Source organism: Streptomyces sp. NPDC002619, from assembly GCF_042889305.1.
Taxonomy (GTDB): domain Bacteria; phylum Actinomycetota; class Actinomycetes; order Streptomycetales; family Streptomycetaceae; genus Streptomyces.
Genome location: NZ_JBIAQV010000028.1, coordinates 1 through 24,153, shown reverse-complemented (window position 1 = coordinate 24,153; position 24,153 = coordinate 1). Strand labels below are relative to the sequence as shown.

At 69.7% G+C, this 24,153-nt stretch carries 25 protein-coding genes and 3 pseudogenes; 18 read left to right on the top strand and 10 right to left on the bottom strand.

Annotated elements, in window-relative coordinates:
- Positions 1 to 24: 24 nt before the first annotated feature.
- Positions 25 to 819 carry an SCO2525 family SAM-dependent methyltransferase gene (locus ACFYXB_RS31990; protein WP_389588247.1) on the bottom strand — a complete coding sequence of 265 codons (795 nt, stop codon included), beginning with the start codon at positions 817 to 819 and terminating at the stop codon, positions 25 to 27.
- A 196-nt stretch (positions 820 to 1,015) separates the two neighbouring features.
- Here ACFYXB_RS31990 and ACFYXB_RS31985 point away from each other — a divergent pair, with 196 nt between their 5' ends.
- Positions 1,016 to 1,525, top strand: coding sequence for a GNAT family N-acetyltransferase (locus tag ACFYXB_RS31985; RefSeq protein ID WP_389588245.1), 510 nt, complete (start codon positions 1,016 to 1,018; stop codon positions 1,523 to 1,525).
- Between the two features lie 33 nt (positions 1,526 to 1,558).
- On the opposite strand, the pseudogene ACFYXB_RS31980 reads toward ACFYXB_RS31985, so the two are convergent.
- Positions 1,559 to 2,464, bottom strand: a pseudogene (locus ACFYXB_RS31980) (Lrp/AsnC family transcriptional regulator); the annotation flags it as partial.
- 96 nt (positions 2,465 to 2,560) lie between these two features.
- On the opposite strand from ACFYXB_RS31980, the gene ACFYXB_RS31975 reads away from it, so the two are divergent.
- The 3 genes from ACFYXB_RS31975 (at position 2,561) to ACFYXB_RS31965 (ending at position 6,404) form a co-directional block, all read left to right on the top strand.
- Positions 2,561 to 3,259: an MFS transporter gene (locus ACFYXB_RS31975; RefSeq protein ID WP_389588243.1), complete on the top strand. Its 699-nt coding sequence runs from the start codon at positions 2,561 to 2,563 to the stop codon at positions 3,257 to 3,259.
- 386 nt (positions 3,260 to 3,645) lie between these two features.
- Complete coding sequence (locus ACFYXB_RS31970; protein WP_389588241.1) at positions 3,646 to 5,472, top strand: AMP-dependent synthetase/ligase; 1,827 nt, start codon at positions 3,646 to 3,648, stop codon at positions 5,470 to 5,472.
- Between the two features lie 95 nt (positions 5,473 to 5,567).
- A complete protein-coding gene (locus ACFYXB_RS31965; RefSeq protein ID WP_389588240.1) occupies positions 5,568 to 6,404 on the top strand; it encodes an aldo/keto reductase in 837 nt (278 codons plus the stop codon).
- An 80-nt stretch (positions 6,405 to 6,484) separates the two neighbouring features.
- Here ACFYXB_RS31965 and ACFYXB_RS31960 read toward each other — a convergent pair whose 3' ends face one another.
- Positions 6,485 to 7,096 (bottom strand): hypothetical protein, encoded by a 612-nt coding sequence (locus ACFYXB_RS31960; protein ID WP_389588238.1) that lies wholly within the window; start codon positions 7,094 to 7,096, stop codon positions 6,485 to 6,487.
- Between the two features lie 258 nt (positions 7,097 to 7,354).
- On the opposite strand from ACFYXB_RS31960, the gene ACFYXB_RS31955 reads away from it, so the two are divergent.
- The gene (locus tag ACFYXB_RS31955) at positions 7,355 to 8,053 is read left to right on the top strand and encodes a glycoside hydrolase family 75 protein (RefSeq protein ID WP_389588236.1); all 699 of its coding nucleotides are present in this window, start codon (positions 7,355 to 7,357) and stop codon (positions 8,051 to 8,053) included.
- A 53-nt stretch (positions 8,054 to 8,106) separates the two neighbouring features.
- On the opposite strand, the gene ACFYXB_RS31950 is transcribed toward ACFYXB_RS31955, so the two are convergent.
- Positions 8,107 to 8,808 carry an SDR family oxidoreductase gene (locus ACFYXB_RS31950; protein WP_389588234.1) on the bottom strand — a complete coding sequence of 234 codons (702 nt, stop codon included), beginning with the start codon at positions 8,806 to 8,808 and terminating at the stop codon, positions 8,107 to 8,109.
- Positions 8,809 to 8,960: 152 nt separating this feature from the next.
- Between ACFYXB_RS31950 and ACFYXB_RS31945 the strand changes: the two genes are divergently transcribed.
- Positions 8,961 to 9,383, top strand: coding sequence for a type II toxin-antitoxin system PemK/MazF family toxin (locus tag ACFYXB_RS31945; RefSeq protein WP_389588232.1), 423 nt, complete (start codon positions 8,961 to 8,963; stop codon positions 9,381 to 9,383).
- 9 nt (positions 9,384 to 9,392) lie between these two features.
- On the opposite strand, the gene ACFYXB_RS31940 is transcribed toward ACFYXB_RS31945, so the two are convergent.
- The gene (locus ACFYXB_RS31940) at positions 9,393 to 9,998 is read right to left on the bottom strand and encodes a TetR/AcrR family transcriptional regulator (RefSeq protein WP_389588230.1); all 606 of its coding nucleotides are present in this window, start codon (positions 9,996 to 9,998) and stop codon (positions 9,393 to 9,395) included.
- 159 nt (positions 9,999 to 10,157) lie between these two features.
- Here ACFYXB_RS31940 and ACFYXB_RS31935 point away from each other — a divergent pair, with 159 nt between their 5' ends.
- Positions 10,158 to 11,309 (top strand): FAD-dependent oxidoreductase, encoded by a 1,152-nt coding sequence (locus ACFYXB_RS31935; protein ID WP_389588228.1) that lies wholly within the window; start codon positions 10,158 to 10,160, stop codon positions 11,307 to 11,309.
- Between the two features lie 166 nt (positions 11,310 to 11,475).
- Here ACFYXB_RS31935 and ACFYXB_RS31930 read toward each other — a convergent pair whose 3' ends face one another.
- Positions 11,476 to 12,255: a hypothetical protein gene (locus ACFYXB_RS31930; RefSeq protein ID WP_389588226.1), complete on the bottom strand. Its 780-nt coding sequence runs from the start codon at positions 12,253 to 12,255 to the stop codon at positions 11,476 to 11,478.
- 189 nt (positions 12,256 to 12,444) lie between these two features.
- On the opposite strand from ACFYXB_RS31930, the gene ACFYXB_RS31925 reads away from it, so the two are divergent.
- A complete protein-coding gene (locus ACFYXB_RS31925) occupies positions 12,445 to 12,936 on the top strand; it encodes a hypothetical protein (RefSeq protein WP_389588224.1) in 492 nt (163 codons plus the stop codon).
- A gap of 160 nt (positions 12,937 to 13,096) precedes the next feature.
- A complete protein-coding gene (locus ACFYXB_RS31920) occupies positions 13,097 to 14,068 on the top strand; it encodes a L,D-transpeptidase (protein ID WP_389588222.1) in 972 nt (323 codons plus the stop codon).
- A 19-nt stretch (positions 14,069 to 14,087) separates the two neighbouring features.
- On the opposite strand, the gene ACFYXB_RS31915 is transcribed toward ACFYXB_RS31920, so the two are convergent.
- On the bottom strand, positions 14,088 to 14,972 hold the full coding sequence (locus ACFYXB_RS31915) for a class I SAM-dependent methyltransferase (RefSeq protein WP_389588220.1): 885 nt from the start codon (positions 14,970 to 14,972) through the stop codon (positions 14,088 to 14,090).
- 249 nt (positions 14,973 to 15,221) lie between these two features.
- Positions 15,222 to 16,160 (bottom strand): helix-turn-helix transcriptional regulator, encoded by a 939-nt coding sequence (locus tag ACFYXB_RS31910; protein ID WP_389588218.1) that lies wholly within the window; start codon positions 16,158 to 16,160, stop codon positions 15,222 to 15,224.
- A 40-nt stretch (positions 16,161 to 16,200) separates the two neighbouring features.
- Here ACFYXB_RS31910 and ACFYXB_RS31905 point away from each other — a divergent pair, with 40 nt between their 5' ends.
- Positions 16,201 to 16,716 carry a hypothetical protein gene (locus ACFYXB_RS31905; protein WP_388497990.1) on the top strand — a complete coding sequence of 172 codons (516 nt, stop codon included), beginning with the start codon at positions 16,201 to 16,203 and terminating at the stop codon, positions 16,714 to 16,716.
- Complete coding sequence (locus tag ACFYXB_RS31900) at positions 16,713 to 17,180, top strand: hypothetical protein (RefSeq protein WP_351352273.1); 468 nt, start codon at positions 16,713 to 16,715, stop codon at positions 17,178 to 17,180. Before ACFYXB_RS31905 ends, ACFYXB_RS31900 begins: the two co-directional genes overlap by 4 nt.
- Here ACFYXB_RS31900 and ACFYXB_RS31895 read toward each other — a convergent pair.
- Positions 17,158 to 17,907 carry a class I SAM-dependent methyltransferase gene (locus ACFYXB_RS31895; RefSeq protein ID WP_389588216.1) on the bottom strand — a complete coding sequence of 250 codons (750 nt, stop codon included), beginning with the start codon at positions 17,905 to 17,907 and terminating at the stop codon, positions 17,158 to 17,160. The genes ACFYXB_RS31900 and ACFYXB_RS31895 overlap by 23 nt on opposite strands.
- 5 nt (positions 17,908 to 17,912) lie before the next feature.
- The gene (locus ACFYXB_RS31890; RefSeq protein ID WP_351352279.1) at positions 17,913 to 18,218 is read right to left on the bottom strand and encodes a 4a-hydroxytetrahydrobiopterin dehydratase; all 306 of its coding nucleotides are present in this window, start codon (positions 18,216 to 18,218) and stop codon (positions 17,913 to 17,915) included.
- 152 nt (positions 18,219 to 18,370) lie between these two features.
- Here ACFYXB_RS31890 and ACFYXB_RS31885 point away from each other — a divergent pair, with 152 nt between their 5' ends.
- From ACFYXB_RS31885 to ACFYXB_RS31855, 7 genes and pseudogenes are all read left to right on the top strand, one after another.
- The gene (locus ACFYXB_RS31885) at positions 18,371 to 19,189 is read left to right on the top strand and encodes a helix-turn-helix domain-containing protein (RefSeq protein WP_389588214.1); all 819 of its coding nucleotides are present in this window, start codon (positions 18,371 to 18,373) and stop codon (positions 19,187 to 19,189) included.
- A 96-nt stretch (positions 19,190 to 19,285) separates the two neighbouring features.
- Positions 19,286 to 20,149, top strand: a complete 864-nt coding sequence (locus ACFYXB_RS31880) for a helix-turn-helix domain-containing protein (protein ID WP_389588212.1) — start codon at positions 19,286 to 19,288, stop codon at positions 20,147 to 20,149.
- Positions 20,150 to 20,191: 42 nt separating this feature from the next.
- A complete protein-coding gene (locus tag ACFYXB_RS31875) occupies positions 20,192 to 21,007 on the top strand; it encodes an SAM-dependent methyltransferase (protein WP_389588210.1) in 816 nt (271 codons plus the stop codon).
- Positions 21,008 to 21,292: 285 nt separating this feature from the next.
- Positions 21,293 to 22,117, top strand: a pseudogene (locus tag ACFYXB_RS31870) (molybdopterin-dependent oxidoreductase); the annotation flags it as partial.
- Positions 22,118 to 22,227: 110 nt separating this feature from the next.
- Positions 22,228 to 22,521: pseudogene (locus ACFYXB_RS31865) on the top strand (nitrate reductase molybdenum cofactor assembly chaperone); the annotation flags it as partial.
- The gene (gene narI / locus ACFYXB_RS31860; RefSeq protein WP_389588208.1) at positions 22,518 to 23,237 is read left to right on the top strand and encodes a respiratory nitrate reductase subunit gamma; all 720 of its coding nucleotides are present in this window, start codon (positions 22,518 to 22,520) and stop codon (positions 23,235 to 23,237) included. The pseudogene ACFYXB_RS31865 and the gene narI, both read left to right, overlap by 4 nt.
- 51 nt (positions 23,238 to 23,288) lie before the next feature.
- The coding region (locus ACFYXB_RS31855; protein WP_389588206.1) for an IS701 family transposase at positions 23,289 to 24,153 on the top strand (865 nt) is incomplete at its 3' end.

Genomic DNA, 24,153 nt, shown 5'->3' with positions numbered 1-24,153 from the left:
TTGCATGTGCGGGGCGCGGTCGGGTCAGCCGCCGAAGTGTCCGGTGGATACGGAGTTTCTGCGTCCGCACGCGACGATCATTCCGCTGTATCCGGGGCGAAGCGGGGGATTCGAGGGGTCGACGACGGTGATCTCGAACTGTTCGGCGTGCGGGGCGAGACAGACGCGCACATCGGCCTCGGTCACATCGCAGGCGGGGTAGGACTCGTCGCCGACGTCGTAGCCGACGGAGCCGGTGACGAACGCGGCGGCGAACGGCGCGCCCGGTTCCAGCGAGCCGAGGAAGCAACCGATGGCATCCCGGAACTCGTCGTGGGAGGTGGACATCGACTCGGCGACGAAGAACATGGTGCCGATCTCCCAGCCCGCCCGCGGCAGGTCGAACAGGTTGCCGTGTTCGACGCGGGCCACGGAGCCGAGCAGGGAGCGGGGTTCGTTGATGACACGGTAGGCGGGCCGTTCGGCGAGGATGTCCCAGAACTGGCCCCACAGCCATTCGCCGCGGTCCGAGGGCAGGGCCCAGTCCTGCCGTTTGAGCCATTCGACGTTGGCCGCGGACCGGTCGCACAGGGTGATCTCGTGGCACCAGGGCAGGAGAGAGAGCGCCGGGTAGAGATTCGCGCCGGTGCCGACATCGATACCGCGAAGCGGAATATGCCCGTCGCCGCCGAAATGCGCGGCGAAATGATCTCGCACGATCGCCAGGATCCGGGAGTCCTCCCCGGTCAGAAAGCGGTAGTTGACATCCACGTACGCGCGCGCGTCGAATGAGTCCCACGGAGCGTCGTCATTGAGCACCTGAACAAGCGGCTCACGCACTCTTTGCCCCCTCGCTTCGATCGTCCCATGGTATGAGGGAATGCCCCGTTCGGGGCCACTATAGGGACAAGTCCCGCGACGGGGAGTGTGCCTCGGCACTCTCTCGAGCCGCAGCACCCACAATTCGACATCCCGGCGCAGGAGTTCGCTAGACCGGATACCCCTTCGCCCCTCAACTCACGCTTCGAGGAACGGAATGACTCCACCGACCGGCGACCCCGCCCTCGTACCCGCCACGGACCGGCCCTCGGTGGCCGAGCGGCAGGTGCGGATGCGCCCCGCAACCGAGCAGGACCTGCCCCGGCTCGCCCGCCTCGACGAGCAGATCTTCAAGGAATTCACCTATCCGTTCTTCGTGTTGCGCCAGCTCATGGACGTGTGCGGGGACGATCTGCTCGTCCTGGACGACGGGACGGAACTGCTCGGCTATGTACTCACCGGCACCCGGCCCGACCGGAAGCGGAGCTGGATCCTGGGGCTCGGCGTCGACGAGCGGCTGCGCGGCCGGGGCATGGGGCGCCGGCTGATGGAGGCGGCGCTGGAGCTGATGCGCGCCGAGGGCGTGGTCGAGGCGGCACTGACCGTGGACCCCGAGAACGCCCCGGCGCGCGCGCTCTACAACGCCTTCGGCTTCGTGCAGGTCGACGACCGCAGGGACTACTTCGGTCCCGGGCAGCACCGGCTGATCATGGTGCGCCCGCTCTGATGCCGGTGCGTCCGCCGCGGCGGACGCACCACGTCACCCCGGCCGTTGATACGTCAGCTGCTTGACCCGGCGCAGGAACGGCATCGACTCCACGTGCTGGACGCCCTCCAGCCGGCCCAGAGGACCGCTCAGGTACGCGTACAGTCCCCCCGCGTCGCGGACCACGGCGGTGACCACGATGTGGGAGGGGCCGGCCGTGGCGGCGGCGTAGGCGACCTCCTTGTGGGTGGCGAGGGCCTGGCCGACGGAGTGCAGTGCGGCGGGCGCGGTGGTGATCCACAGGAGTGCCGCCAGCGGGTAGCCGAGGACCTCGGAGTGGTACTCGATGTCGATGTACACGGCGCCGGAGGCGAGGAGCGCGGCAAGGCGGCGTTTGACGGCGGACTCGGAACGGCCGGTGGCGCGCTGGAGTTCGGGGTAGGTCGCGCGGCCGTCGCGTTCGAGAGCGGCGAACAGGGGCTCGTCCTCGGGGTAGAGGCGGGCCGGTCCCGTAGGCGGCCCGGTGTCCGGGCGCAGGGCCGCCTCCTGCTCCTCGGTCAGCGCTCCGAACTTGCGCGACCAGCCGCTCGGACCGCCGTAGAAACGGTGCAGGAGCTGCTGGGCGCGGATCTCCACGACGCGCGGGGTGCGCGGCAGCTTGCCGAGCAGAAGGTCGTCGTGTTCACCGGGGCTGCGCGGCCGCGTCATACAGGCGATCTCGGTGCCGCCCGAGCCGAGCCCGATCCAGTGGGTGTCGGGGCGTTTGGCGAGGGCGTCGGCGATGACGGTGGCGCTGTCCGGGGTGCAGCGCAGCCGGAGCATCCACTGGTCCTGGCCGAGGGCCGCGGCGTCACGCACGGCGACGACCCGGAGCCCGGCCTCGGCGCTCAGTCTGCAAAAGCGGCGGGCGACGGTCTGGTCGGAGACTCCGAGCACCTGCCCGAGCCGGCTGAAGCTCGCCGCCCTGGCGCTGGTGTGCTTCGTGCTGGTGGAGCGGCGGGCGGCGCATCCGCTGCTCGACCTGTCGCTGCTGCGGGGCGCTCGTTCGTGGGCGTGATGGCGGGTTCGCTGGCGTTCAGCGCGGTGGCGTTCGGCGTGCTGCCGTACGAATCGATCTGGATGCAGACACTGCTTGACATGAGCCCGGTGCGCGCCGGCCTGACGCTGCTGCCGCTGACGGGCGCCGCGATGGTGGTCTCGGTCCTGGTCGGGAAGCTGCTGCACGGGGTGCCGACGCGGCTGACCGTCGGCGGCGGGCTGCTGCTGATCGGCGCCGGGAACCTGTGCCAGGCCGTCCTCGACCCGGGCTCCGGCTGGACGGCGCTGGCACCGGGACTGGTCCTGGTGGGCGTCGGTACCGGCTTCGTGGCGCCGACCGTGGCCGGTGCGGCACTGGCGGCGGTGGCGCCGGAGCGGGCCGGGATGGCGGGCGGCGCGGTCAACACCGTGCGGCAGCTCGGGTACGCGCTCGGCGTCGCCGTCTTCGGCACCGTACTGACGTCCCGGATGGCCGACACGCTCCCGCACGGCGCGGCGCACACGCTGGCGGGCGGCGGCGCCGGGGCGCTGCGCGGGGCGTTCTCCGAGCACGCCCTGCGCGCGGCCTTCGCTTCCGGCCTCGACACGGCACTCGTGGTCGCGGGTCTGGCGGGTGTGGTCGCGGGCGGTGCGGTGCTGTTTCTGGTCCGCAGCCCGCGCGCCGCGACGGCCGGCGCACGCAAGCCGGTCGAGAAGGCGGTGACGCCGCGCGGTTGACCGGCGACGATGCGGGGAAGAGTCGGCTCTGGGGCGCATGGCGCGCTTCGGGGTCGGCGGCCACGGCGGTGATGCGCGACCCCTTGGCGCCGGGCCCGGCCTGGCGCAAAATGAGCGGTCCGAATACCGATGTCACAAGCGGTCAGAGCCGTAATCGCTGCGTACAGATTCGGTGGAGATTGCGGGGCAGAAACCTACGGAACCGTAAGGATTCTGTCCGACCCTTTCCCATCTGCGGGCATTTTCCGGGCACTGACCAGTGGAGATCCGAGCCCTGCCCGGTTTCCGACCCCCTCCCGCCCGGTCTGCGGGTGGGGTAGCTTTCACGGCGCTGTGAGGAGCGCCACCAAGGAGCGCCATCGAGAGCGAGGAGCGGGGAGCGGGGTTTGCGCGAGTTCACCAACCCTCCGTTGGCGTCGGCACCGCCGGTGGGCGGTCTGGCCGACGCCGTTTTCGAGCATGCCCTCCAGGACCCGCTCCGCGTCGCGTTCGGCCGCAAGGACGATCTCGGACAGTGGCGGGACGTGACGTCCGCCGAGTTCCGTGACGAGGTCCTGGCGCTCGCCAAGGGGCTGCTCGCCCGCGGCATCCGGTTCGGCGACCGGGTCGCCATCATGTCCCGCACCCGCTACGAGTGGACCCTCTTCGACTTCGCGCTGTGGTCCATCGGTGCCCAGGTGGTGCCGGTCTACCCCACCTCGTCGGCCGAGCAGTGCTTCTGGATGCTGTACGACGCGGAGGTGTCGGCGGCGATCGTGGAGCACGAGGACCACGCGATGACGATCGCCACCGTCATCGATCGCCTCCCCCAGCTGCGCGAGCTGTGGCAGCTGGACTCCGGCGCCGTGCAGGAGCTGTACGACGCGGGGGCGCACCTGGACGACGAGGTGGTGCACCGGCACCGGCAGGCGGTCACCCCGGACTCGATCGCCACGATCATCTACACCTCGGGCACCACGGGCCGCCCCAAGGGCTGTGTCATCTCGCACGGCAACTTCATGTTCGAGGCGGACACGGTCATCCGCCGCTGGGAGCCGGTGTTCCACTCGAAAAAGGGCGACGAGGCGGCGACCCTGCTGTTCCTTCCGCTGGCCCATGTCTTCGGGCGCATGGTGGAGGTCGCCGCGTTCCGCGGCCGGGTCCGCTTCGGGCACCAGCCGCAGCTGAACGCCGCCGCCCTGCTGCCCGACCTCCAGGCCTTCAAACCGACGTTCATCCTCGCCGTGCCGTACATCTTCGAGAAGGTGTTCAATGCGGCCCGGCGCAAGGCCGAGAAGGACGGCAAGGCCGGGCCGTTCGAGAAGGCCGTCGACATCGCGGTGAAGTACGCGGACGCGGTCGAGGCGAAGGCCTGGGGCACTGGCCCCGGCCCGTCGGCGGGCCTGCGCATGCAGCACCAGATCTTCGACAAGCTGGTCTACAACAAGGTCCGCTCGGCGATGGGCGGCCGGATCCGCAACGCCATGTCCGGCGGCTCGGCCATGGACCGCCGGCTCGGTCTGTTCTTCGCGGGCGCGGGCGTCCCGGTCTACGAGGGCTACGGCCTCACCGAGTCCACGGCGGCGGCCACGGCCAACCCGCCCGAGCGCACCCGCTACGGCACGGTCGGCCAGGCCATTCCGGGCGTCACCGTGCACATCGCGGACGACGGCGAGGTCTGGCTGCACGGCGACAACGTCTTCCAGGGCTATCTCAACAACCAGAAGGCGACCGACGAGACCCTGCACGACGGCTGGCTGGCCACGGGCGACCTGGGCGCCCTGGACGACGACGGCTACCTCACCATCACCGGCCGCAAGAAGGAGATCCTGGTGACGTCCGGCGGCAAGAGCGTGTCGCCCGGGATCCTGGAGGAGCGGGTCCGCGACCATCCGCTGGTCAACCAGTGCATCGTCGTCGGCAACGACCGGCCGTACGTCGCCGCCCTGGTCACCCTCGACCAGGAGGCCGTCGAGCACTGGCTCCAGATGCGCGGCAAACCGCAGCTGTCCCCCGCCCAGCTGGTCCACGACGCCGATCTGGAGACCGAGGTGCGGCGTGCGGTGGTCGCCGCCAACACGCTGGTCTCGCAGGCCGAGTCGATCCGTACCTTCCGGATACTGGCGCAGCCGTTCACCGAGGAACACGGCCTGCTGACACCGTCGTTGAAGCTGAAGCGCAAGGCGATCGAGAGCGCGTACCAGAACGAGGTCGAGGCGCTGTACCGAGCATGACACCGGTGAATTGAGCGGTCAGGAATGCACAACGGCGCGTGATCGTTGACGATAGGAATACCACCACCTGTCGACAACCGAAGGATCAAGAGCTCGTGAGCAGCAAGGTCCCCCCGAAAATCCTCAACAACGGCGTCGAGATGCCTCAGCTTGGCTTCGGTGTCTGGCAGGTGCCGGACGACGAGGCCGAGCGAGCCGTGGCGACGGCGCTCGAGGCGGGTTACCGCAGCATCGACACGGCTGCGATCTACGGCAACGAAGAGGGCACCGGCCGGGCCATCGCCGCCTCCGGCGTCGCCCGCCAGGACCTCTTCGTCACCACCAAGCTCTGGAACGGTGACCAGGGGTACGACGCGACACTGCGCGCGTTCGACGAGTCCCTGCGGAAGCTGGGCCTGGACTACCTCGACCTCTACCTGATCCACTGGCCGCTGCCGGCCCGCGGCAAGTACGTCGACAGCTACAAGGCGTTCGAGAAGCTGCACGCCGACGGCCTTATCCGCGCCATCGGCACCTCCAACTTCCTCCCTGAACACCTGGAGCGCCTGATCGTCGAGACGACGGTCATCCCGGCGGTCAACCAGATCGAGCTTCACCCGCATCTACAGCAGCATGCGGCGCGCGAGTACCACGCCGAGCAGGGCATCGCCACCGAGGCCTGGTCGCCGCTCGGCTCGGGCAAGGGTCTGCTGGAGGTCCCGGCGATCGTCGCGATCGCCCAGAAGCACAACCGCACCCCGGCCCAGGTCGTGCTGCGCTGGCACATCCAGCTCGGCAACATCGTGATCCCGAAGTCCGTGACGCCGTCGCGGATCAAGGAGAACATCGAAGTCTTCGACTTCAGCCTGGACACCGAGGACCTCGCGGCAATCAGCGCGCTGAACGAGGACCGCCGGCTGGGCCCGGACCCGGCGACGTTCGACATCGGCTGAATTTGGCACGGCACGCGGCTACGCCCCGTCGCGCGGCGGGGCGTAGCCGTCGATGGCCTTCAACTCCCGTACGAGCAGCCTCAGCCGGCGTGTACGTCCGCGTGCACGACCTCGAACTCCTCCAGGCCGACGACGTCGACGTGGGCCTTGGCGGCGCCCTCGTGGCGGGCCGCCGCCTGGACCGCGCGGGACGCGGCGAGCGAGTCACGGTCGACGAACAGGGCGCCGACCATGCCGCCACCGTCCTCCCGGTTCACGAACAGGGACGTCCGGGCCAGTCCCGGGAGGTGTTCGAGCTGGGGCAGCACGGTCGTCCGGAACGTGTCGGCGACCAGGTCCGTGTCGGCAGGGTCGAATTCCAGCCTGCTGAGGCGCAGTCCGCCGCCCGCGCGCGGCTGCTGGACCGGATGGAACACCGCCACCTCGTAGTTGTGGACGGCCACTGTGCCGGCGAACGGCTCCAGGAGACCCCCGCGCCGTTCGCGCATCACTTCGTCGCTGTTCCGTCTGGACTCCTCGGAATCCCACCAGCTGACCGAGAAGAGCTTCCCGAGCTCACGGTCCACGAAGACGCCTGCTCCGCGGTAACCGGGGCGGTCTTCCAGCAGGTCACGGCCCTGTGTGTTCAAGGCGCGGACGGCCGTGTCGATCTTTCTGGGATCGCCGGTCACGTAAACGGTGCGTACGAACATGGCGCCTCGCCTCCCTGGGGCTGCGTGACTGTACGGGAGAATCCGGGTCGAATATTCGGAATATCCGATATTCCCTGCCTTCTCCCCGGCGATTTCCAGTCTTCTCTCCCGCATGAACCGTCGCAAATCTCCTGCACGGACCGCGGTGAACGACGCGGAGCGTTCCCATTTGCACCTGGGGACTTGACGGGGCCACGTAAAGAGGGCCACCTTGTACCACCCGGTAAGGAAACTTTCCTAACAGAAGGGTCCCCCACAGTGCACATACGATCACTGACCCTCGCCGCGGCCTCCGGGGCCGCACTGCTCGCCGCCGGAGTCCTCCCGGCAACCGCCTCCGGCGCCCAGACCGCCCCGACGTCCACCCAGGAGGGCACGGTCAGCGCGGCCGACCTGCTCGCCAAGGTGACGTCCTGCCAGCAGATCTCGAACGGCAAGTACCGTACGGACGAGGAGACTTCGGCGAAGATACCCGTCTGCGGCAAGAACGGCGCGGTGTTCTGGAAGGCCGACATGGACATCGACTGCGACGGCCAGCGCACCTCGAACTGCAGCGAGGACACCGACCCCTGGTACCAGGACGACACGGCGTTCCACCAGTCCGACGGCAAGCCGCTGCGCGCCGACACCCTGCCGTACGTCGTGGTTCCCAGTTCCAGCAGCATCTGGAACTACGCGAACGCCGGCATCAAGGGCGGCGGGGTCGTCGCCGTCATCTACAACAACAAGGTCGAGTACGCGGTCGTGGGCGACACCGGCCCCACCCAGATCATCGGCGAGGCCTCGTACGCCACGGCCAACGCGCTCGGCATAGACCCCGACCCGGAGACGGGCGGCACCGACTCGGGCGTGACGTACATCCTGTTCAAGAGCTCCAAGGTGTCGCCGATCGAGAGCCACAGCGCGGCGGTGTCGCTGGGCGACCAGTTGGCGAAGCAGTTCCTCCAGAGCAACTGAGCCGCACGAGGCCCGGTACCGAGCGCGGCACGGTACCGGGCCTTCCACGTACGTCAGTTGGGCTGCCCGAGGGGCCGTACGACCACGGTGTTGACGTCGACACCGGCCGGCTGCCGGATAGCCCAGACGACCGAGTCGGCGATCTGATCGGCGGTGAGGAGATGACCGGCCGGAAGACTCCCGTAGGTGTCCCAGAAAGGCGTCTCCACCCGCCCGGGCGCGACGAGGGTGACGCCGACACCGAACTCCGTGACCTCACGCCGGGTATTCTCGGCGAGCCCGGTCACGGCCCACTTGGTCGCGCCATAGATGTTCCCGGGCGTGTTCACGAACCCGGCGACGCTGCCGACGAGCACGATCCGCCCACGGGTCTCCTTGAGGGCGTCGATGGAGGCGCGGATGAGCAGCGCGGGCCCGAGCACGTTGGTGAGCACCATCTCGCTCCACCCGGCCGGATCGCCTTCGGCAACGGAATCGTGCGTGGCGAACCCGGCGTTGGCGACGACGGTGTCCAGCCGGCCGTACGCCTTGAGTGTGGCGTCGACGGCCGAGCGTACGTCGTCGTACTCGGCGGCGTTCCCGGTGATGGTCAACAGCCTGTCGGGATTGCCGAGTTGATCGGCGAAGTCCCGAAGTCGCCGCTCCCCTCGCCCGGTGACGGCGACGCGATGCCCGGCGTCGAGCAGCTGCCGGGCGACAGCGGCGCCGATCCCGCTGCCGCCGCCGGTGATGAGCGCGACCGGAGAGTCGGTCATGGTGGATACCCCCTGTGTGTGGTGAACGACCGGGAGTCCATCATTTGGAGCGCTCTCTAAGTCAAGGGCGTTACGTCAGTGATCCGGCGATCGAGTGGGGCGCCCTTCTCGTTCCCTCCGTCTCCGCCGGCCTCGACCAGCAAGGAGGACATATGCACCGTGGCGAAGTCTGGTGGGCCTCGTTCGACGAGCGCCGCCCGGTCGTACTGCTGTCGGGAGACGAGGCGTCGGGGTTCCAGGCGATGCAGGTAGTCGCTCCGGCGGGCGTCGACATCAGCGGTCTGGGCGTCGAAGTGGCCGTAGGCACCATCGAAGGACTGCCCTTCGAAGGCGTGCTGCGGTTCGCATTCCCGCGTCCGGGCTTCACCCCCTGCACATGGCTGACCACCGTGTCCCGGGACGACCTGATCGAGCGGGCGGGCGTGCTGCCCTCCGCGACGCTCAGCGAGGTTGAGGATGCCCTCCGCTCCGGCGGACAGGTCAAGGAGTGGACTCCGGGGACGGCCGCGAAGCTCAGCGAGATCAGGGATGCCCTCCGTCTCGACGCACTCGGGGATGCCCGTCCGCCTTCCTGAGCCAGGCGCTCAGGCTCCTGGACTGACGGCCTTCCAACCTCGTTCGAGGAGATCGAAGGCGCGGGCAACCCTTTCGTGGTCGTCGGCGCGTCCGCGGGCAGTACGGGGTGCTTCCAGGACGAAGTGGGCGAGCGCCGCGCAGTCCGGATCGTCAGCGGGAACTCCGGTCGTTTCGGCGATGGCGTGCGCGAGCGCGGTTTCGTGGCGCAGCCACATGCGCTGGGCGTATTCGCGCAAGGCCGGGGTGCTCTCCACGAGTTCGACGAAGGCGGCGAAGTTCGCGTCGTTGGCCCCGGTGCCGACCCGGTAGCGCAGAGCGTGCTCGCGCAGGGCCGCGAGGACGGACTGCCCCTGGGGCCTGTCGCGCACGGCGGCCAGCAGCCGGGCTTCCTGGTCGGCGTCCTCGTCGAAGACGAGTGCCTCTTTCACGGGGAAGTGCTTGAACAGAGTGGTGGTGGACACGTCTACCGCATCGGCGATCTCGCGGATGCCGACCTGGTCGTAGCCGCGCTCAAGGAAGAGGCGCAGAGCAGCGTCGGCCAGGGACTGCCGGGTGGCGGCTTTCTTGCGCTCGCGGCGCCCCATCGGCGGGTGCTGCGCGGTCGTCTCGCTCATGCCTCGACCCTACACCCTTTGGTGGACCAACTTTGAAAGTTGGGTTGTTGCACTTTTGGTGGAGGCGTGCTCTTCTGGAACGGCCGGCCGCATGGCACTGCCCGGCCGCAGCCTTCCCCTTCTCCTGTCTACCGATCACCCCACGAACGGAGCACCGCCATGAACACCTCCACCGCGCCCCGCATCGCGATCATCGGTGCCGGACCCGGCGGCCTGACCTGCGCCCGAATCCTCCAGCGGCACGGCATAACCGCCACAGTCCACGAACAGGACGGCTCCCGCACCGCCCGCAACCAGGGCGGCACCCTCGACATGCACCCCGACTCCGGCCAGAACGCCCTGCGTGAAGCCGGACTGCTGAAAGAGTTCCTGGCACTGGCCCGCCCCGAAGGCCAACAGATACGCCTGGTCGGCCGTGACGCACGCGTCCTGTTCGACGCAGTCCCGCCCGAGGCCGACACCGAGAACGGCAACCCGGAAATCGACCGAGGGCAGCTGCGCGACCTCCTGCTGAACTCACTCGAGCCCGACACCGTGCACTGGGACCACAAGCTCGCGCACGTCGAACCCCTCAACGGAGGCGCCCACCGCCTGCACTTCACCGACGGCACCACCACCGAGGCCGACCTCGTCATCGGAGCCGATGGCGCCTGGTCGAAAGTCCGCCGCCTGCTCTCCGACGCAACGCCGGTCTACACAGGCGTCACCTTCGTCGAAACCGGACTCGACAACGCCGACACCCGCCACACCGCACTCGCCTCCCTCACCGGCGACGGCACCATGATGGCTCTCGACAACAACCAGGGCTTCGTCGCTCAGCGCAACAGCCACCAGCACATCCGCGTCTACATCGGCATGCGCACCGACGAGGACTGGTACCAGAAGGCCGGCCTCGATCTGACCCACACCGCCGCCGTACGCGAAGCACTGCTCAAGGAATTCACCGGCTGGAGCCGCGACCTGCTCGGCTTCATCACCGACACCGACACCAGGTACATCAATCGGCCGCTGTATGCCCTGCCCGTCCCGCACACCTGGCCGCACACCCCTGGCCTCACCCTCCTGGGCGACGCGGCCCATCTCATGTCGCCGTTCTCCGGCATGGGCGCCAACCTCGCCATGCTCGACGGTGCCGACCTCGCCCGTGCCCTCATCAACAACACCGTCATCGACGACGCCGTCCGCGCCTACGAGAACCTTCTGCTGCCCCGCTCCAGGGAAGCAGCCGAGGGTGCCGCCGAGGGAGTCGCCAGCGCCTTCGCACCCGACAGCGCCACCCAGGCCCTCGCCCACATGTCCCAAAACCACTGACAGCAGGGGCAGAACCGGGCAGCCGGACCCAGCCCGGCCAGACCGTGCCGTGAACGGCTTGGTCAGGCCGTCGGTCCACTCGACGCGAGCACCACGGCGTCCACAAGCCCGTACACCAAGACGCTCTGGTGCGAAGTCACCATGGCACGAGTGCGGTAGCTGAGGTCTACCTGACCGGTCGACCTGACCCCTGGCTCTGGCCCATCGACGGCGGAGGCAGCGGCGGCGGTACCCGAGGTGTGGACGGGTCGTCGCGATCCAAGTTGCCACGGAGGGCGGCGATGGCGAAGGCCACCGCGGAGGCCAGGATGAGCAGCGCGAGCGGCCCCCAGATCGCCGGGATCGCCCACATCGGCCAGCTGTTGGCCGCCTGCGCCCACAGCGTCAGGATGGCCGCGCCGCCCAGCCCGACGCCGTGCCACCGCACGATGGCTGCCGCTGTCGCGTGACGGCGCCTGCCCCGCGCGAACAGTGCCCACAACGCTCCGACGAGGGCGGTCACACCGAACGAGATACAGGCGAGCGCGCCCCCGAGCCGATCCTCGGGCCACTCCAAGGGTCCCGAGGACGTCTCCTGCCGGCGCCCCTCCGCGTCCCGGACCTCGACGACATGCCCGTGCCAGATCAGACCGACGACCTTGTCACCCGGCTCCAACTCGGACGCCACAGGATCGGTGTTCCGGAACGTCACATGCCACGGCTTACCGGAGGGCAGCAACAACTCGGCCTCCGGCGACAACCTCCGCGATCCACGATGCAACGCGGCATCCCGAACGGTGAACTCCTGCTCCCACAGACACCCCGACGCCACCACAGGGACGGAAGCACACGTCGGCGAGGCACGAAACTCCCGCTCCCGCTCCCGCGCACCATGGACCTGCAGGGCCGACACCACCCCGGCGAAGAGAGCCACGCAGGCGACCAGTAGCCACAACACATTCGCCATCACCTTGTTCTCCGCCGCCCCCACCGTGCCTCATCACCCTCCCCACGAGTCTCCCTCCCGCATATTTGAGCACGTCGTGTATAAGGGCCCGGTTCCGGCCCGGAGCGCCGCGGACACACAAAGAAAGAAAACCCGGACATCTCAATTCACGGCCCCCACTTACGGGCCGTCCGAGACAAAGGAAGCTTCATGAGCGAGGAGAAAAGAAACTCGGAAACCGCCGCGGAAGCCGATCCCGCCGACCGGCCCAGCAGCAAGCGACCCGACCGCGCCGGACTCTTCATCGCCGCCGCCGTACTCGCCGCCTGTGGCGGACTCGTCCTGTACGGCGTCCTCGGCACCGACGGCGACGACAGCAAACCCAAGAAGCGCACCCCCACCGCCGCCGTGACCTACGAAGTCACCGGAACCGGCACCGCAGACCTCACCTACCAGGCCCGCAGCGAGAGCGGAAAAGCCACCGTCGTGCAGGACAGCCGCCTGCCCTGGCGCAAGACCGTCCAGGTACCAGTCGGCCGAGACCCCCTCATCAGCATCGTTTTCGACGAGCACGGCGGCACCGCCCGCTGCGGCCTGTCCATCCGCGGCCATCACGCCCAAAGCGCCACCGCCACCGGCGCCTTCGGACGCGCCACCTGCTCCAGCCCCCTGCCCGCCACCGCCGACAGCAAGCAGGGCTGAGCCCACTGACCCTGGCCCACCCCACCCCGGCACCGCAGGCTATTCGTCCGAAATGTTCCTGCAGTCGAGATCGGGTGCCGAGTTGTTGTATAACGACGCCGGTTCCGCGGGGCCCGAGTTGCCCCGACCCTTGTACTCACACCCGACGAAGGGTTCCTTCGTGCTGCCCGAAATTTCTGTGCCGTCCCTACGCACCCGCAGGATCGTCGCCGCCGCGGCCGTCGGCGGAGCGTTCCTTCTCGTCTCCGGATGCGGAGAGGGTGGGAGCGGCACCGCGGCCGACCAGGTGGCGGCGGACGCGGGTGACCCCTCGGTCACGTCGAGCGCATCGCCGAGCGGCTCCGCCAGTGCGTCCGCCTCCGCTTCGGCGTCCCCCTCGGCCTCCGCCAAGCCGAGCCACAGCGCATCGCCGAGCGCGAGCGCGTCCGGTGCCGGCGGCGGCTCCGGTACGGCGAACAGCAACAACAAGACGGGAAGCGGTAGTTCCGGCTCTGGATCGGGGAGCACCACGGCGCAGGGTTCCGGCGCCGGCAGCGCGCCCGACTTCCCCGTCCCCGTCCAGGTCGGCGACTCCACCCAGATCATCACCGTCAAGGCCAGCGGCTCCTACGCCACCGTCACGGCCTGGGCCAAGGGGTCGGCCGGCTGGAAGGCGCAGTTCTCCACGGCATCCGGACGCGTCGGGTCCAACGGAATCACGAACGGGGCGACCCGGCAGCAGGGCACGTACACCACGCCCTCCGGGACCTACACCATCACCGAAGGGTTCGGAGTAGTGGCGGGCGGTACCAACATGCCGTACCACGTGGTCGATTCCGACGACTGGTGGGTGGAGGATCCCCAGTCGAAGTACTACAACTCCATGCACGGCGAGACCGGCGCCGACTTCCCTCTCACCGAGGCCGGCGACCGGGGCAGCGAGCGCCTGATGAACTACCCCACCCAGTACGCCAAGGCCCTCGTCATCAACTTCAACCGCTGGCCCGCCACCCCCGGCCGCGGCGCCGGCATCTTCCTCCACGTCAACGGCAACGGCGCCACCGCCGGCTGCGTGTCCATACCCCGCGCCACGATGGACCAGGTCATGTCCTGGATCCAGCCCGGCGCCCACCCGCGCATCGCCATCGGCTGACCCCCACCAGCGGGAGTGGCTACACCGGTCGTACCGCCGTGTGCACCGTGTACGCCGAGAGGACGAAAACGTCCGGGCGGCGGTGCACGCTCGCCGGGTCGTCGGGGTCGAGGAGGCGGTCCACCGTGGCACGGTCCTCGGCGTCCAGGCCCTCGGCGAAGGTGTCACGGAGGCGGGTGTAGGACGCGGCCACATACGCGCGGACCCGGTCCGAGGCCGGTGCGGGCAGGTCGAGGAGGAAGCTGCGGGTGCGGGTGTACTTCAGGCCCGCGGCCGTCAGCAGTGCGGGCCAGTCCTCCGTGACCGCGACGCTGTCGGGGAGGTCGGCCCGCATCCGCGCGAACCACTCCTCCTGCACCACGTCGATCCGGGCCTCCAGACCCGGGCGACCGATGCCGATGTCCCGGGGCAGGAAGCGGTGGGGCAGGCCGCCCTCCAGGAGGGCCAGGGTGCCGCCTGGGGCCAGTCGTTCGCCGAAGGCGGCGAGCGCGGCGCGCTGGTCGCCGAGGTGGTGCAGGCTGCGGCTCGCCCACAGCAGGTCCGCCGGGTACTCCAACTCGTCGAGTACGCCGGGGAGTTCACCTGCGAGAGTGCCGAAGCGGTCGGCGACTCCCCTGCGGGCGGCGCGGGCGCTCGCCCGCTCCAGCAGCGGCTCGCTGCCGTCCACCGCTACGACCCGGGCGCCCGGGAACGTCTCGGCGAACAGGCACGACACGACACCGGGCCCACTGCCTGCGTCGACGATCAGTCCCGGCTCGGTCACCTCCTTCGCCAGCCAGGCGAGAGCCTGCTCGTACATGGGAAGGCCCAGCTCGGCCTGCGCCTCGAGCAGCGGGGCCATCTCGGCCCAGTCGATGTCGGTGGTGTCGCCGTCGTGATTGTGGTGATGGTGGTGGTGCGCCATGGGGTCAGCCTCTCGTCCGTGTGCCGCCAGCCTGCGACGGCACACCGGGTGCGGGCCAGTCCTGTTGCGGGGGTGGCAAAAAGAGGCGGCAACACGTGAGGACGCCGTACGTCGCTCGCATGGCCTGCGGACGACGAACCGGACACGACAGCGATCATCGCCATGCCCATGGGCGCGCACGCGGAGCTGCTCGAATAACTCCCGCCTCCCACCGGGGCGGTCCCCACCCGCACGGGGACCGCCCGCCCCTCAGGAGCGGTCGCTGTATCTTCCGGCCAGTTCGGACACGATCCGGGCGATCCTCTTGCGCAGTTCGGGTGGTGCGAGGACTTCGATGGCCGTGCCCAGGCGCAGGAATTCGGCTTGGGCGTGGTCGATGGACTCGATGGGGACCGTGGCCCGTGTCCAGCCGTCCTCGTCGACGGGTTCTGTCTGTACCGCCCGGGCGAGGGTCACGCCCGGGGCCAGTCGCACCAGCGCCTCCTCCCGATACAGGCGGTCGTGGAAGTCGCGCTGGTACGCCGTCCAGTAGGCGGCCAGGTCGAAGTCGTCAGGGCGGGTGAACTCCTCGCCCGAATCCGTGAGTTGGAGGATCTGGTCGACGCGGAAGGTGCGCGGTCCGGGTCCCGCGACGACGTACCAGCGGCCCGCCTTGAGCACGAGTCCGTACGGCTCCAGACGGCGGTCCACGTCCGTGGGTTCGGCCCAGCGGCGGTACCGGACGTGGAGCACCCGGCTGTTCCACACTGCCTCGGCCACCGCCGGCAGGTACGGGGACTCCTCGGCGTCGGCGTACCAGCCCGGCGCGTCGAGGTGGAAGCGGCCGCTGACCCGGTCGGCGTGGGTGCGCAGTTCGGGCGGGAGCGCGGCACGGACCTTGAGCTGAGCCGCGGCCAGGACGGGGCCGAGGCCCAGGTCGGCGGCGGGACCCGGGGCACCCGCGAGGAACAGGGCCTCGGCCTCGTCCCTGGTCAGTCCGGTGAGGCGGGTGCGGTAGCCGGCGAGGAGACGGTAGCCGCCGGCGTGGCCCGCGTCGCCGTACAGCGGGACGCCCGCAGCGCTCAACGCCTCCACGTCCCGGTAGACCGTGCGCACGGTGACCTCCAGCTCCTCGGCGAGCTGGGCGGCGGTCATCCGGCCCCGGGTCTGGAGCAGGAGCAGGATCGAGACGAGGCGGCTTGACTTCACTGACATATGGTGTCAGTGAAGCGGGCCTAGCGTCCCTCTCATGGCCTTCACGGAGAATTCCCGCCGCGCCGAGAAACCGCGCTTCGAGGAGAAACTGCTCACCGTGCCACCGCCCATCGAGGTGGCGGGACGGCGGATCAAGCGCTACCACGTCACCGCCGACCCGGCGGGCATCGCGCCCGAGGTGGAGAAGGCGGCGTACGCGATCCTGCCCCAGCTGCTGCCGGAGCCGGACGGCACCCCGCCGGCGACGTTCGTCGTGCTGCACCGGGGCGGCGACACCGGCGCCTATCTGAACGCGTACAGCTGGGTGTGGGACAACGTCCTGCACTTCCGGGGCGCCTCGGCGGGCCAGCCGGTGCTCGGCTGCCCGGACGACGACCCCACCCACTTCATCGCGCCGGACCTCCCCTGGATCGGCTGCGTCTGGGAGCTGCCGCCGCTCCTGCACGAACGGGACGCCTGGGTACGGCATCTGCTCGCACCCGAAGTCCCCGACCTGGAGGCCTACTTGACCGACACCCTGCCCGAGGGAACCACAGGAGACCGCTCATGAGCACGCCGCACGACTTCGACTTCCTGCACGGCGACTGGGAGGTCCGCAATCGGCGCCGCACCGACTTCCTCGACCCGGAGAGCGACTGGGCGGAGTTCCCCGCGACGAACCGCTGTCTGCCGCTGTTCGACGGCGCCGCGAACGTCGACGAGATCGACATGCCCCATCTCGCCGCAAAGGGGCTGACACTGCGGCTGTTCGACAGGGAGACCGCGCAGTGGTCGCTCAACTGGTCGTCCAGCCGCAGCGGAAGGCTGTTCCCGCCGGTCGTCGGCCACTTCGAGGGCGACCGTGGCGTGTTCCACGGCGACGACACGCACGACGGCAAGGACGTCCGGGTGCGGTTCGTCTGGTCCGGGGTCTCCCCGCGCGGCGCCCACTGGGAGCAGGCGTTCTCGGTGGACGGCGGGGAGACCTGGGTGACCAACTGGACCATGGACTTCACCCGGCCCCCGGCCTCCTGAAGGACCGTACGACGAAGCGGGGGTCGGGGCGGCGGCGGTCCTGGTCGGGCAGGGTTGCCAGGCGGTCGGTGAAGGCCTCGGTGCGCGGGTCGCCGGGCGGCAGCGCGGTGAACCAGCCGCGCCGCAGGTCGGCGATCGCGCCTCGGGGGCTGCGGCCCTGTCCGAGGCCGGGGAAGGACGCCCGGCCGGCGGGGAGCAGCCCGTGGTCGGCGGCGTGCGCCGCGACGGTCGCGCACGCGTCCCGGGCGGGGCGGCGCGGACGCGGGGCGAGGACGGCGTCGATGTCGCTGCCGACGTCGTGCGCGGCGGCCTTGTCGACCGTGGTGACGTACACCCCGTCGGGCCGCAGCACCCGCGCGCACTCGGCGACGATGGCACGGACGTCGGCGGGGTTCTCGATCAGATGCAGCAGCCAGACGCTGGTGACCGCGTCGAACGTGCCGCCGGGGAACGGCAGTCGGCGGCTGTCGGCCAGCAGGATCGCGCCGGGCAGCCGGGCGGCGGCCATCCGCGCCATGCCGGGCGCGAGGTCGCAGCCGGTGACGTGCAGTTCCGGCCGGGCCGCGGCGAGTCGCCGCGTCACGATGCCGGTGCCGCAGTCAATGTCCAGGAGACGGCGGGCGCCGGCGGGGAGCAGGCCGAGGACGGCGTCGGCGGCCGCCCCGGCGCGAGGTTCGCCGCCGCGCGTCGCGTCGTACGCCTCGGCTTCCTTGTCGTAGTCGAGCACGGGCGTCAGTGGGCGCCGTGACCGGGGGCGAGTGCCTCGATACGGCCGGCGAGCTCGAAGTCCCTCTCGGTGACGGCGCCGCCCACGCTGTGGGTGTTCACGGTCAGGGACACCGTGTTGTACCCGAGGGTCAGGTCGGAGTGGTGGTCGAGCTCCTCCTGGACCTGGGCGATGTGCACGACCAGTGCCGTCGCCGCGAAGTGCGAGGGCAGCCGGTACGAGCGGGCGATGCGGTCGCCCTCGAGCGACCAGTCCGGCAGCTCGGCCAGCCGGTCCTCGATCTCCTTCTGCGACAGCGGTTCGACAGCCATGCCAGGCTCCCTTCGTGGGTGTCGCGTACCTGTTCAGCCTGCCACAGGGGGCCCGTGGAGTGCCTGGTCAGGGCTTCCGGGACGGTCTCTGTGGTCGCATCCGCCGCTTTTACGGTCGTACCCGCGCACGCTCCTCGACTACGGTCGGCCGTATGACCACCGTCACCTCCCGCACCTCCGACAAGGGCGTCGGCCCGCTGCTGCGCGCCTGGCGGGAGCGGCGCCGGATCAGTCAGCTGGAGCTGGCCCTGCGCGCCGACTCCTCCGCGCGGCACATCAGCTTCGTCGAGACCGGCCGCTCCCGGCCGAGCGAGGAGATGGTGCTGCGGCTGGCCGAGCACCTGGACGTACCGGTGCGCGAACGGAACGTGCTGCTGCTTGCGGCCGGTTACGCCCCGCACTACCCGGAGACCCCGCTGGCCGACCCGGCGCTGGACTCGCTGCGCGACGGCATGGAACGGCTGATCCAGGGCTACGAGCCGTATCCGGCGCTGGTCGTGGACGCCATGTACACGGTGGTCGCCGCCAACCGGGGCATCAGCATGCTCCTGGAGGGCGTACCGGAGTCGCTGCTCGCGCCGGCGCCGAACGCGATGCGGCTGACGCTGCACCCCGAGGGTCTCGCGCCGCGCATCCGCAACCTGAGCGATTGGCGCGGGCATCTGCTCGCGCAGATGGAACGGCAGATCGCCCTGCACCGCTCGGACGCGCTGCGCGAACTGTACGAGGAGGTGGCGGCCTATCCGGTTCCCGAGGAGCAGACGGAGTCCGAGCCCGGCGAACTCGCCGAATCCGTCGCCTACTTCGCGCTGCCGCTGCGGATCGAGCACGAGGGCCGGGTCCTCTCCTTCGTGTCGTCGATCTCCACCTTCAACACTCCGATGGACGTGACGGTCGCCGAGTTGGCGATCGAGACGTTCCTGCCCGCGGACCCGGCGACCGCCAAGTACCTTCATTCCCTGGCGGATTGAACCCCGCTTGGCGTACCGTCCCGCGGCGGACAGGTGTGCGAGACGGCGTCGCGTGCCACACTGCTCGCGTACGTCGGCGCGTAGGGGAGGCGTGGCGTGAGTGAGCGGCGGGCTGCGCCCACCGTGGGCCAGGTAGTGCTCGGAAAGCGGCTGCAGGAACTGCGCGAGGCCGCCGGCCTGGGTCGCGACGAGGCTGCCCAGGTGCTGCGGGTGGCGTCGGCGACCGTACGGCGGATGGAGATGGCCGAGGTCTCCCTGAAGATCCCCTATGTGCAGGTGCTGCTGACGACGTACGGCGTGTCCGACGAGGAGGCCGCCGCATTCGTGCGGCTCGCCGAGGAGGCCAACCAGCCGGGCTGGTGGCAGCGGTTCCACGACGTGCTGCCGGACTGGTTCAGCCTCTACGTGAGCCTGGAGGGCGCCGCCCGGATCATCCGCTCCTACGAGCCGCACTTCGTGCCGGGCCTGCTGCAGACCGAGCCGTACGCGCGTGCCGTGATGGAGGCCGGGACGATCGGGCAGATGGACCCGGACCTCATCGAACGCCATGTCTCGCTGCGGATGGCCCGGCAGCGGCTCCTGGAGCGCGACGAAGCGCCCCACCTGTGGGTGATCATGGACGAGACGGCACTGCGCCGCCCGGTGAGCACGCGCGCCGAGGTGATGCGCGACCAGCTGGACCGGCTCCTCGAGTTCGCCGAGCGGGACCGGATCACGCTCCAGCTCGCGGAGTTCGCGGACGGCCCGCATCCGGGGACGTACGCGCCGTTCACCCTGTTCCGGTTCGCCGAGCCCGAGCTGCCCGACATGGTCTTCACCGAGTACCTGACCGGGGCCCTGTACCTGGACTCCCGCACGGAGGTCTCCACCCACCTGGAGGTCCTCGACCACATGACGGCGCAGGCCGCGTCCGCGCAGCGCACCATGAAGATCCTGCGGGAGTACCGCGAGACCTTCTGACACCCCCACGTCCAGCACCGAACCCCGAGGAGAGCGCCCCGCATGACCGGATCCGAAGCCGCGCCCACCCGCATCGACACCAGTCGGCCGCATCCGGCACGGGTGTACGACTGGTGGCTGGGCGGCAAGGACAACTACCCGGTGGACGAGGAGCTGGCCCGTAAGATCCTCGCCTCGGACGGCACGGTGGTGCGCGGCGCGCGGGCCAACCGCCGGTTCATGCAGCGGGCGGTGCGCACGCTGGCCGAGGCCGGGGTCCGCCAGTTCCTCGACATCGGCACGGGCATCCCCACCGAGCCCAATCTGCACCAGGTCGCCCAGGGCGTCGCCCCAGAGTCGAAGGTCGTGTACGCGGACAACGACCCGATCGTCCTCAGGCACGCGCAGGCCCTGCTGCACGGCACGGCCGAGGGCGTCACCGACTACGTCCATGCGGATGTCCGCGACCCCGAGACGATCCTGCGGCTGGCCGGCGAGACCCTCGACTTCTCGCAGCCGGTCGCGCTGTCGCTGGTCGCCCTCACCCACTACCTGAACGACGCCCCCGACGGCGACGACGTGTACGGACTGATCACGCGGTACGTCGAGGTGCTCGCCCCGGGCAGCTATCTCGTGCTGTCCCAGGTCACGCCCGATCTCGCCCCCGAAGGCGTGGCGCAGGCCGCCGAGCACTTCCGCCGCAGCGGCACCCCGTTCCACCCGCGCACGCTGGCCGAGTTCTCGCGGTTCTTCGACGGTCTGGAGCTGCTGGGTCCCGGGGTGATCGCCGTCTACGGATGGCGCCCGGAGCCGCAGGACGTGGTGGCGCAGGCGGAGGGCGTCGTGCCGGTGTACGGGGGTGCCGCCCGCAGGGGGTGACCCGTACGGCCGGTGTCGCTCTGACGCGTAAATACGAACCGGCGTAGGCAAAACCGCAGGTAGCTGACCTCGCCTCCTACGTTGCCACCCCCGCGGCGCGGTGTTGATCAAGGGCTACGGGGCGTTCGTCGTGCCCATTTACCCGCCCCACGGCGGGCGGCGAAGCCGCCCTGGGTCGCTGACCTGCACGGCCGGCGTCGCCCTGCCCCGTACGGCTCGCGTCGACGGGTGCGCTCCCGTGCCCGCCCCTAGGTTCGAACCCAGGGGGTGAGCAAGGGAGCGCACGTGACCGAGACACGGACCCCGCCGAGGGAGCCGGGCGCCGCGCTGCTGAGCGCCGGGAGGTTCTTCCGGCCGGGCACGCCCTCGCCCGACCTGCACAGCGTGCGCCTGACGGGCGGCCGGGAGGGGGACGCCTTCTACCGGGACCGGTGGAGCCACGACAAGGTGGTGCACTCCACGCACGGCGTGAACTGCACCGGCTCGTGCCGCTGGAAGGTGTACGTCAAGGACGGGATCATCACCTGGGAGACCCAGGAGACGGACTACCCGTCGGTGGGCCCGGACCGGCCCGAGTACGAGCCGCGCGGCTGTCCGCGCGGCGCCGCCTTCTCCTGGTACACCTACTCCCCCACCCGGGTGCGCTACCCGTACATCCGGGGCGTCCTGCTCGAGATGTACCGCGAGGCGAAGCGGCGGCTGTCCGATCCGGTGCTGGCCTGGGCGGACATCCAGGCCGACCCCGAGCGGCGCCGGCGCTACCAGCGGGCCCGCGGCAAGGGCGGACTGGTGCGGGCCACCTGGGACGAGGCGGTGGAGCTGGTCGCGGCCACGCACGTCCACACGATCAAGGAGTACGGCCCGGACCGCATCGCCGGCTTCTCCCCCATCCCGGCGATGTCGATGGTGTCGCACGCGGCCGGGGCCCGCTTCCGCTCGCTCATCGGCGCCCCGATGCTGTCGTTCTACGACTGGTACGCCGATCTTCCGGTGGCCTCGCCGCAGGTCTTGGGCGACCAGACGGACGTACCGGAGTCGGGCGACTGGTGGGACGCCGCCTATCTGATGATGTGGGGCTCCAACGTCCCGGTGACCCGGACCCCGGACGCGCGAGGACCCGGACGCGCCGGAGAACTGGCCGCGGGTGCTCACCCTGTGGCGGGCCAACCTGCTCGGCTCGTCGGCGAAGGGCGCGGAGTACTTCACGAAGCATCTGCTGGTATCTGAGCTGGTGGCACGACGGCGACACCCGGCGGCGCGGGATGTCGCTGGTCCGCTTCAAGGATCTGTACCGGGCCCACGGACTGGAGTTCAGCGGCGAGGAGCTGCCCGACTTCCTGCCGGCGGTCCTGGAGTTCGCCGCCCGCACCGGCAACACGGACCCGCTCGTCGAGCACCATGACGCCCTGGAGCAACTCCGCTCCCGGCTCACCGACTTCGGCACACCGTACGCGTCCGTCCTGGACGCGGTCTGCGCGACGCTGCCGCCCCCACCCACCGGGAAGCGCCCATGAGCACACTGCTGTGGGGCGCCCTGCCCTACATCGCCTTCGCCCTCCTCGTCGCCGGCCTGGTCTGGCGCCACCGCTACGACAAGTTCGGCTGGACCACTCGCTCGTCGCAGGTCTACGAGTCGCGGCTGCTGAACATCGCCTCGCCCGCGTTCCACTACGGCATCCTGTTCGTGCTCGTCGGGCATCTGGTCGGGCTGTTCGTCCCGGAGTCATGGACCGACGCGGCCGGCGTCAGCGAGCACACGTACCACCTGTTCTCGCTGTACGGCGGCACGTTCGCGGGCGTCCTCACGGTGTGCGGTGTCGCCCTGCTCATCTACCGGCGCCGGACCCGGGCACCCGTGCTCCGCGCGACCACCGTCAACGACAAGGTCATGTACGTCGTCCTCGTCGCCGCGATCGTCCTCGGCATGGTGGCCAAGCTGACCCACGTCTCCGGCGACGGCTACAACTACCGCGAGACGATCGGTCCCTGGGCGCGCAGCCTGTTCGCACTCCGCCCAAAAACGGACCTGATGACGACCGTGCCGGTCCTCTACCAGATCCACGCGGTGATCGGCATGCTCCTGATCGCGTTCGTCCCGTACAGCCGCCTGGTCCATATGTTCAGCGCGCCCGTGCAGTACCTGTTCCGGCCGTACGTGGTCTACCGGACGCGGGACCCGGGACAATTGAGCTCGCGCCCGGAGCGACGGGACTTTCGCAACAGGCCCTAGTACTGCAACGACACTCCGTGACGTTGCGGGTGCGGCGTCGTTGATTGCTGCGTGAGGGAAGAGATAACTGACGGCTGGTCAGGTGCCTTTGATGACTTCGTGGCGAGGTTCGCGGGCCGATTCGGCCGGGTGGAGCCCCGGCGTCGGATGGTGTCCTACCTGCGGGGACTGCTCAGTGAGACAGAGCGGAAGAACGGCTGGACCCTGGCGGAGGCAGCCGGGGACGACGGTCCGCAGGGCATGCAGCGGCTGTTGAACCACTACCTGTGGGACGCGGACGCCGTACGTGATGACGTCCGCGACACAGTGGTGGAGTATCTCGGGGACCCCGGGCGGGGAATCCTTATTCTCGATGAGACAGGATTCCTCAAAAAGGGTGTCCGGTCGGCGGGCGTGGCCCGGCAATATTCAGGCACAGCCGGACGGATCGAGAATTCCCAGGTAGGTGTCTTCCTGGCGTATGGATCAGGGAAGGGCCGGGCGCTGATCGATCGCGAGCTGTATATCCCGAAGGAATGGACATCGAACCGTGAGCGCTGCCGGGCGGCCGGCATCGGTGATGATGTCGGTTTCACCACGAAACCCGACCTAGGCTTACGCATGCTGAAGCGTGCCGTGGAGTCCGGCATCCCGTTCGGGTGGGTCACCGCCGATGAAGTCTATGGACAGACAAGCCGGATTCGTGTCTGGCTGGAAGAACATGACATCCCTCATGTACTTGCGGTGCCGAAATCGCAGATGGTCATGACCATGGAGTTTTTCGGCCAGGCCCGCGCGCACAAGCTGATCGGCGAGCTCACCGACGATGCGTGGACACGTGCGAGCTGCGGCGACGGCGCTCACGGTCCACGCGAATACGACTGGGCCGCAGCAGCGATCCGGCCCTGGCGGCGCGAGGGCTGGGACCACTGGCTGA

What these genes read in the sequence shown, in the direction of transcription:
- ACFYXB_RS31985 (WP_389588245.1), top strand. Translation starts at nt 1,016, where the DNA reads ATGACTCCACCGACCGGCGACCCCGCCCTCGTACCCGCCACGGACCGG.
- ACFYXB_RS31975 (WP_389588243.1), top strand. Translation starts at nt 2,561, where the DNA reads ATGGCGGGTTCGCTGGCGTTCAGCGCGGTGGCGTTCGGCGTGCTGCCG.
- ACFYXB_RS31960 (WP_389588238.1), bottom strand. Translation starts at nt 7,096, where the DNA reads ATGTTCGTACGCACCGTTTACGTGACCGGCGATCCCAGAAAGATCGAC.
- ACFYXB_RS31950 (WP_389588234.1), bottom strand. Translation starts at nt 8,808, where the DNA reads ATGACCGACTCTCCGGTCGCGCTCATCACCGGCGGCGGCAGCGGGATC.
- ACFYXB_RS31945 (WP_389588232.1), top strand. Translation starts at nt 8,961, where the DNA reads ATGCACCGTGGCGAAGTCTGGTGGGCCTCGTTCGACGAGCGCCGCCCG.
- ACFYXB_RS31940 (WP_389588230.1), bottom strand. Translation starts at nt 9,998, where the DNA reads ATGAGCGAGACGACCGCGCAGCACCCGCCGATGGGGCGCCGCGAGCGC.
- ACFYXB_RS31935 (WP_389588228.1), top strand. Translation starts at nt 10,158, where the DNA reads ATGAACACCTCCACCGCGCCCCGCATCGCGATCATCGGTGCCGGACCC.
- ACFYXB_RS31930 (WP_389588226.1), bottom strand. Translation starts at nt 12,255, where the DNA reads ATGGCGAATGTGTTGTGGCTACTGGTCGCCTGCGTGGCTCTCTTCGCC.
- ACFYXB_RS31925 (WP_389588224.1), top strand. Translation starts at nt 12,445, where the DNA reads ATGAGCGAGGAGAAAAGAAACTCGGAAACCGCCGCGGAAGCCGATCCC.
- ACFYXB_RS31915 (WP_389588220.1), bottom strand. Translation starts at nt 14,972, where the DNA reads ATGGCGCACCACCACCATCACCACAATCACGACGGCGACACCACCGAC.
- ACFYXB_RS31905 (WP_388497990.1), top strand. Translation starts at nt 16,201, where the DNA reads ATGGCCTTCACGGAGAATTCCCGCCGCGCCGAGAAACCGCGCTTCGAG.
- ACFYXB_RS31900 (WP_351352273.1), top strand. Translation starts at nt 16,713, where the DNA reads ATGAGCACGCCGCACGACTTCGACTTCCTGCACGGCGACTGGGAGGTC.
- ACFYXB_RS31890 (WP_351352279.1), bottom strand. Translation starts at nt 18,218, where the DNA reads ATGGCTGTCGAACCGCTGTCGCAGAAGGAGATCGAGGACCGGCTGGCC.
- ACFYXB_RS31885 (WP_389588214.1), top strand. Translation starts at nt 18,371, where the DNA reads ATGACCACCGTCACCTCCCGCACCTCCGACAAGGGCGTCGGCCCGCTG.
- ACFYXB_RS31875 (WP_389588210.1), top strand. Translation starts at nt 20,192, where the DNA reads ATGACCGGATCCGAAGCCGCGCCCACCCGCATCGACACCAGTCGGCCG.
- narI (WP_389588208.1), top strand. Translation starts at nt 22,518, where the DNA reads ATGAGCACACTGCTGTGGGGCGCCCTGCCCTACATCGCCTTCGCCCTC.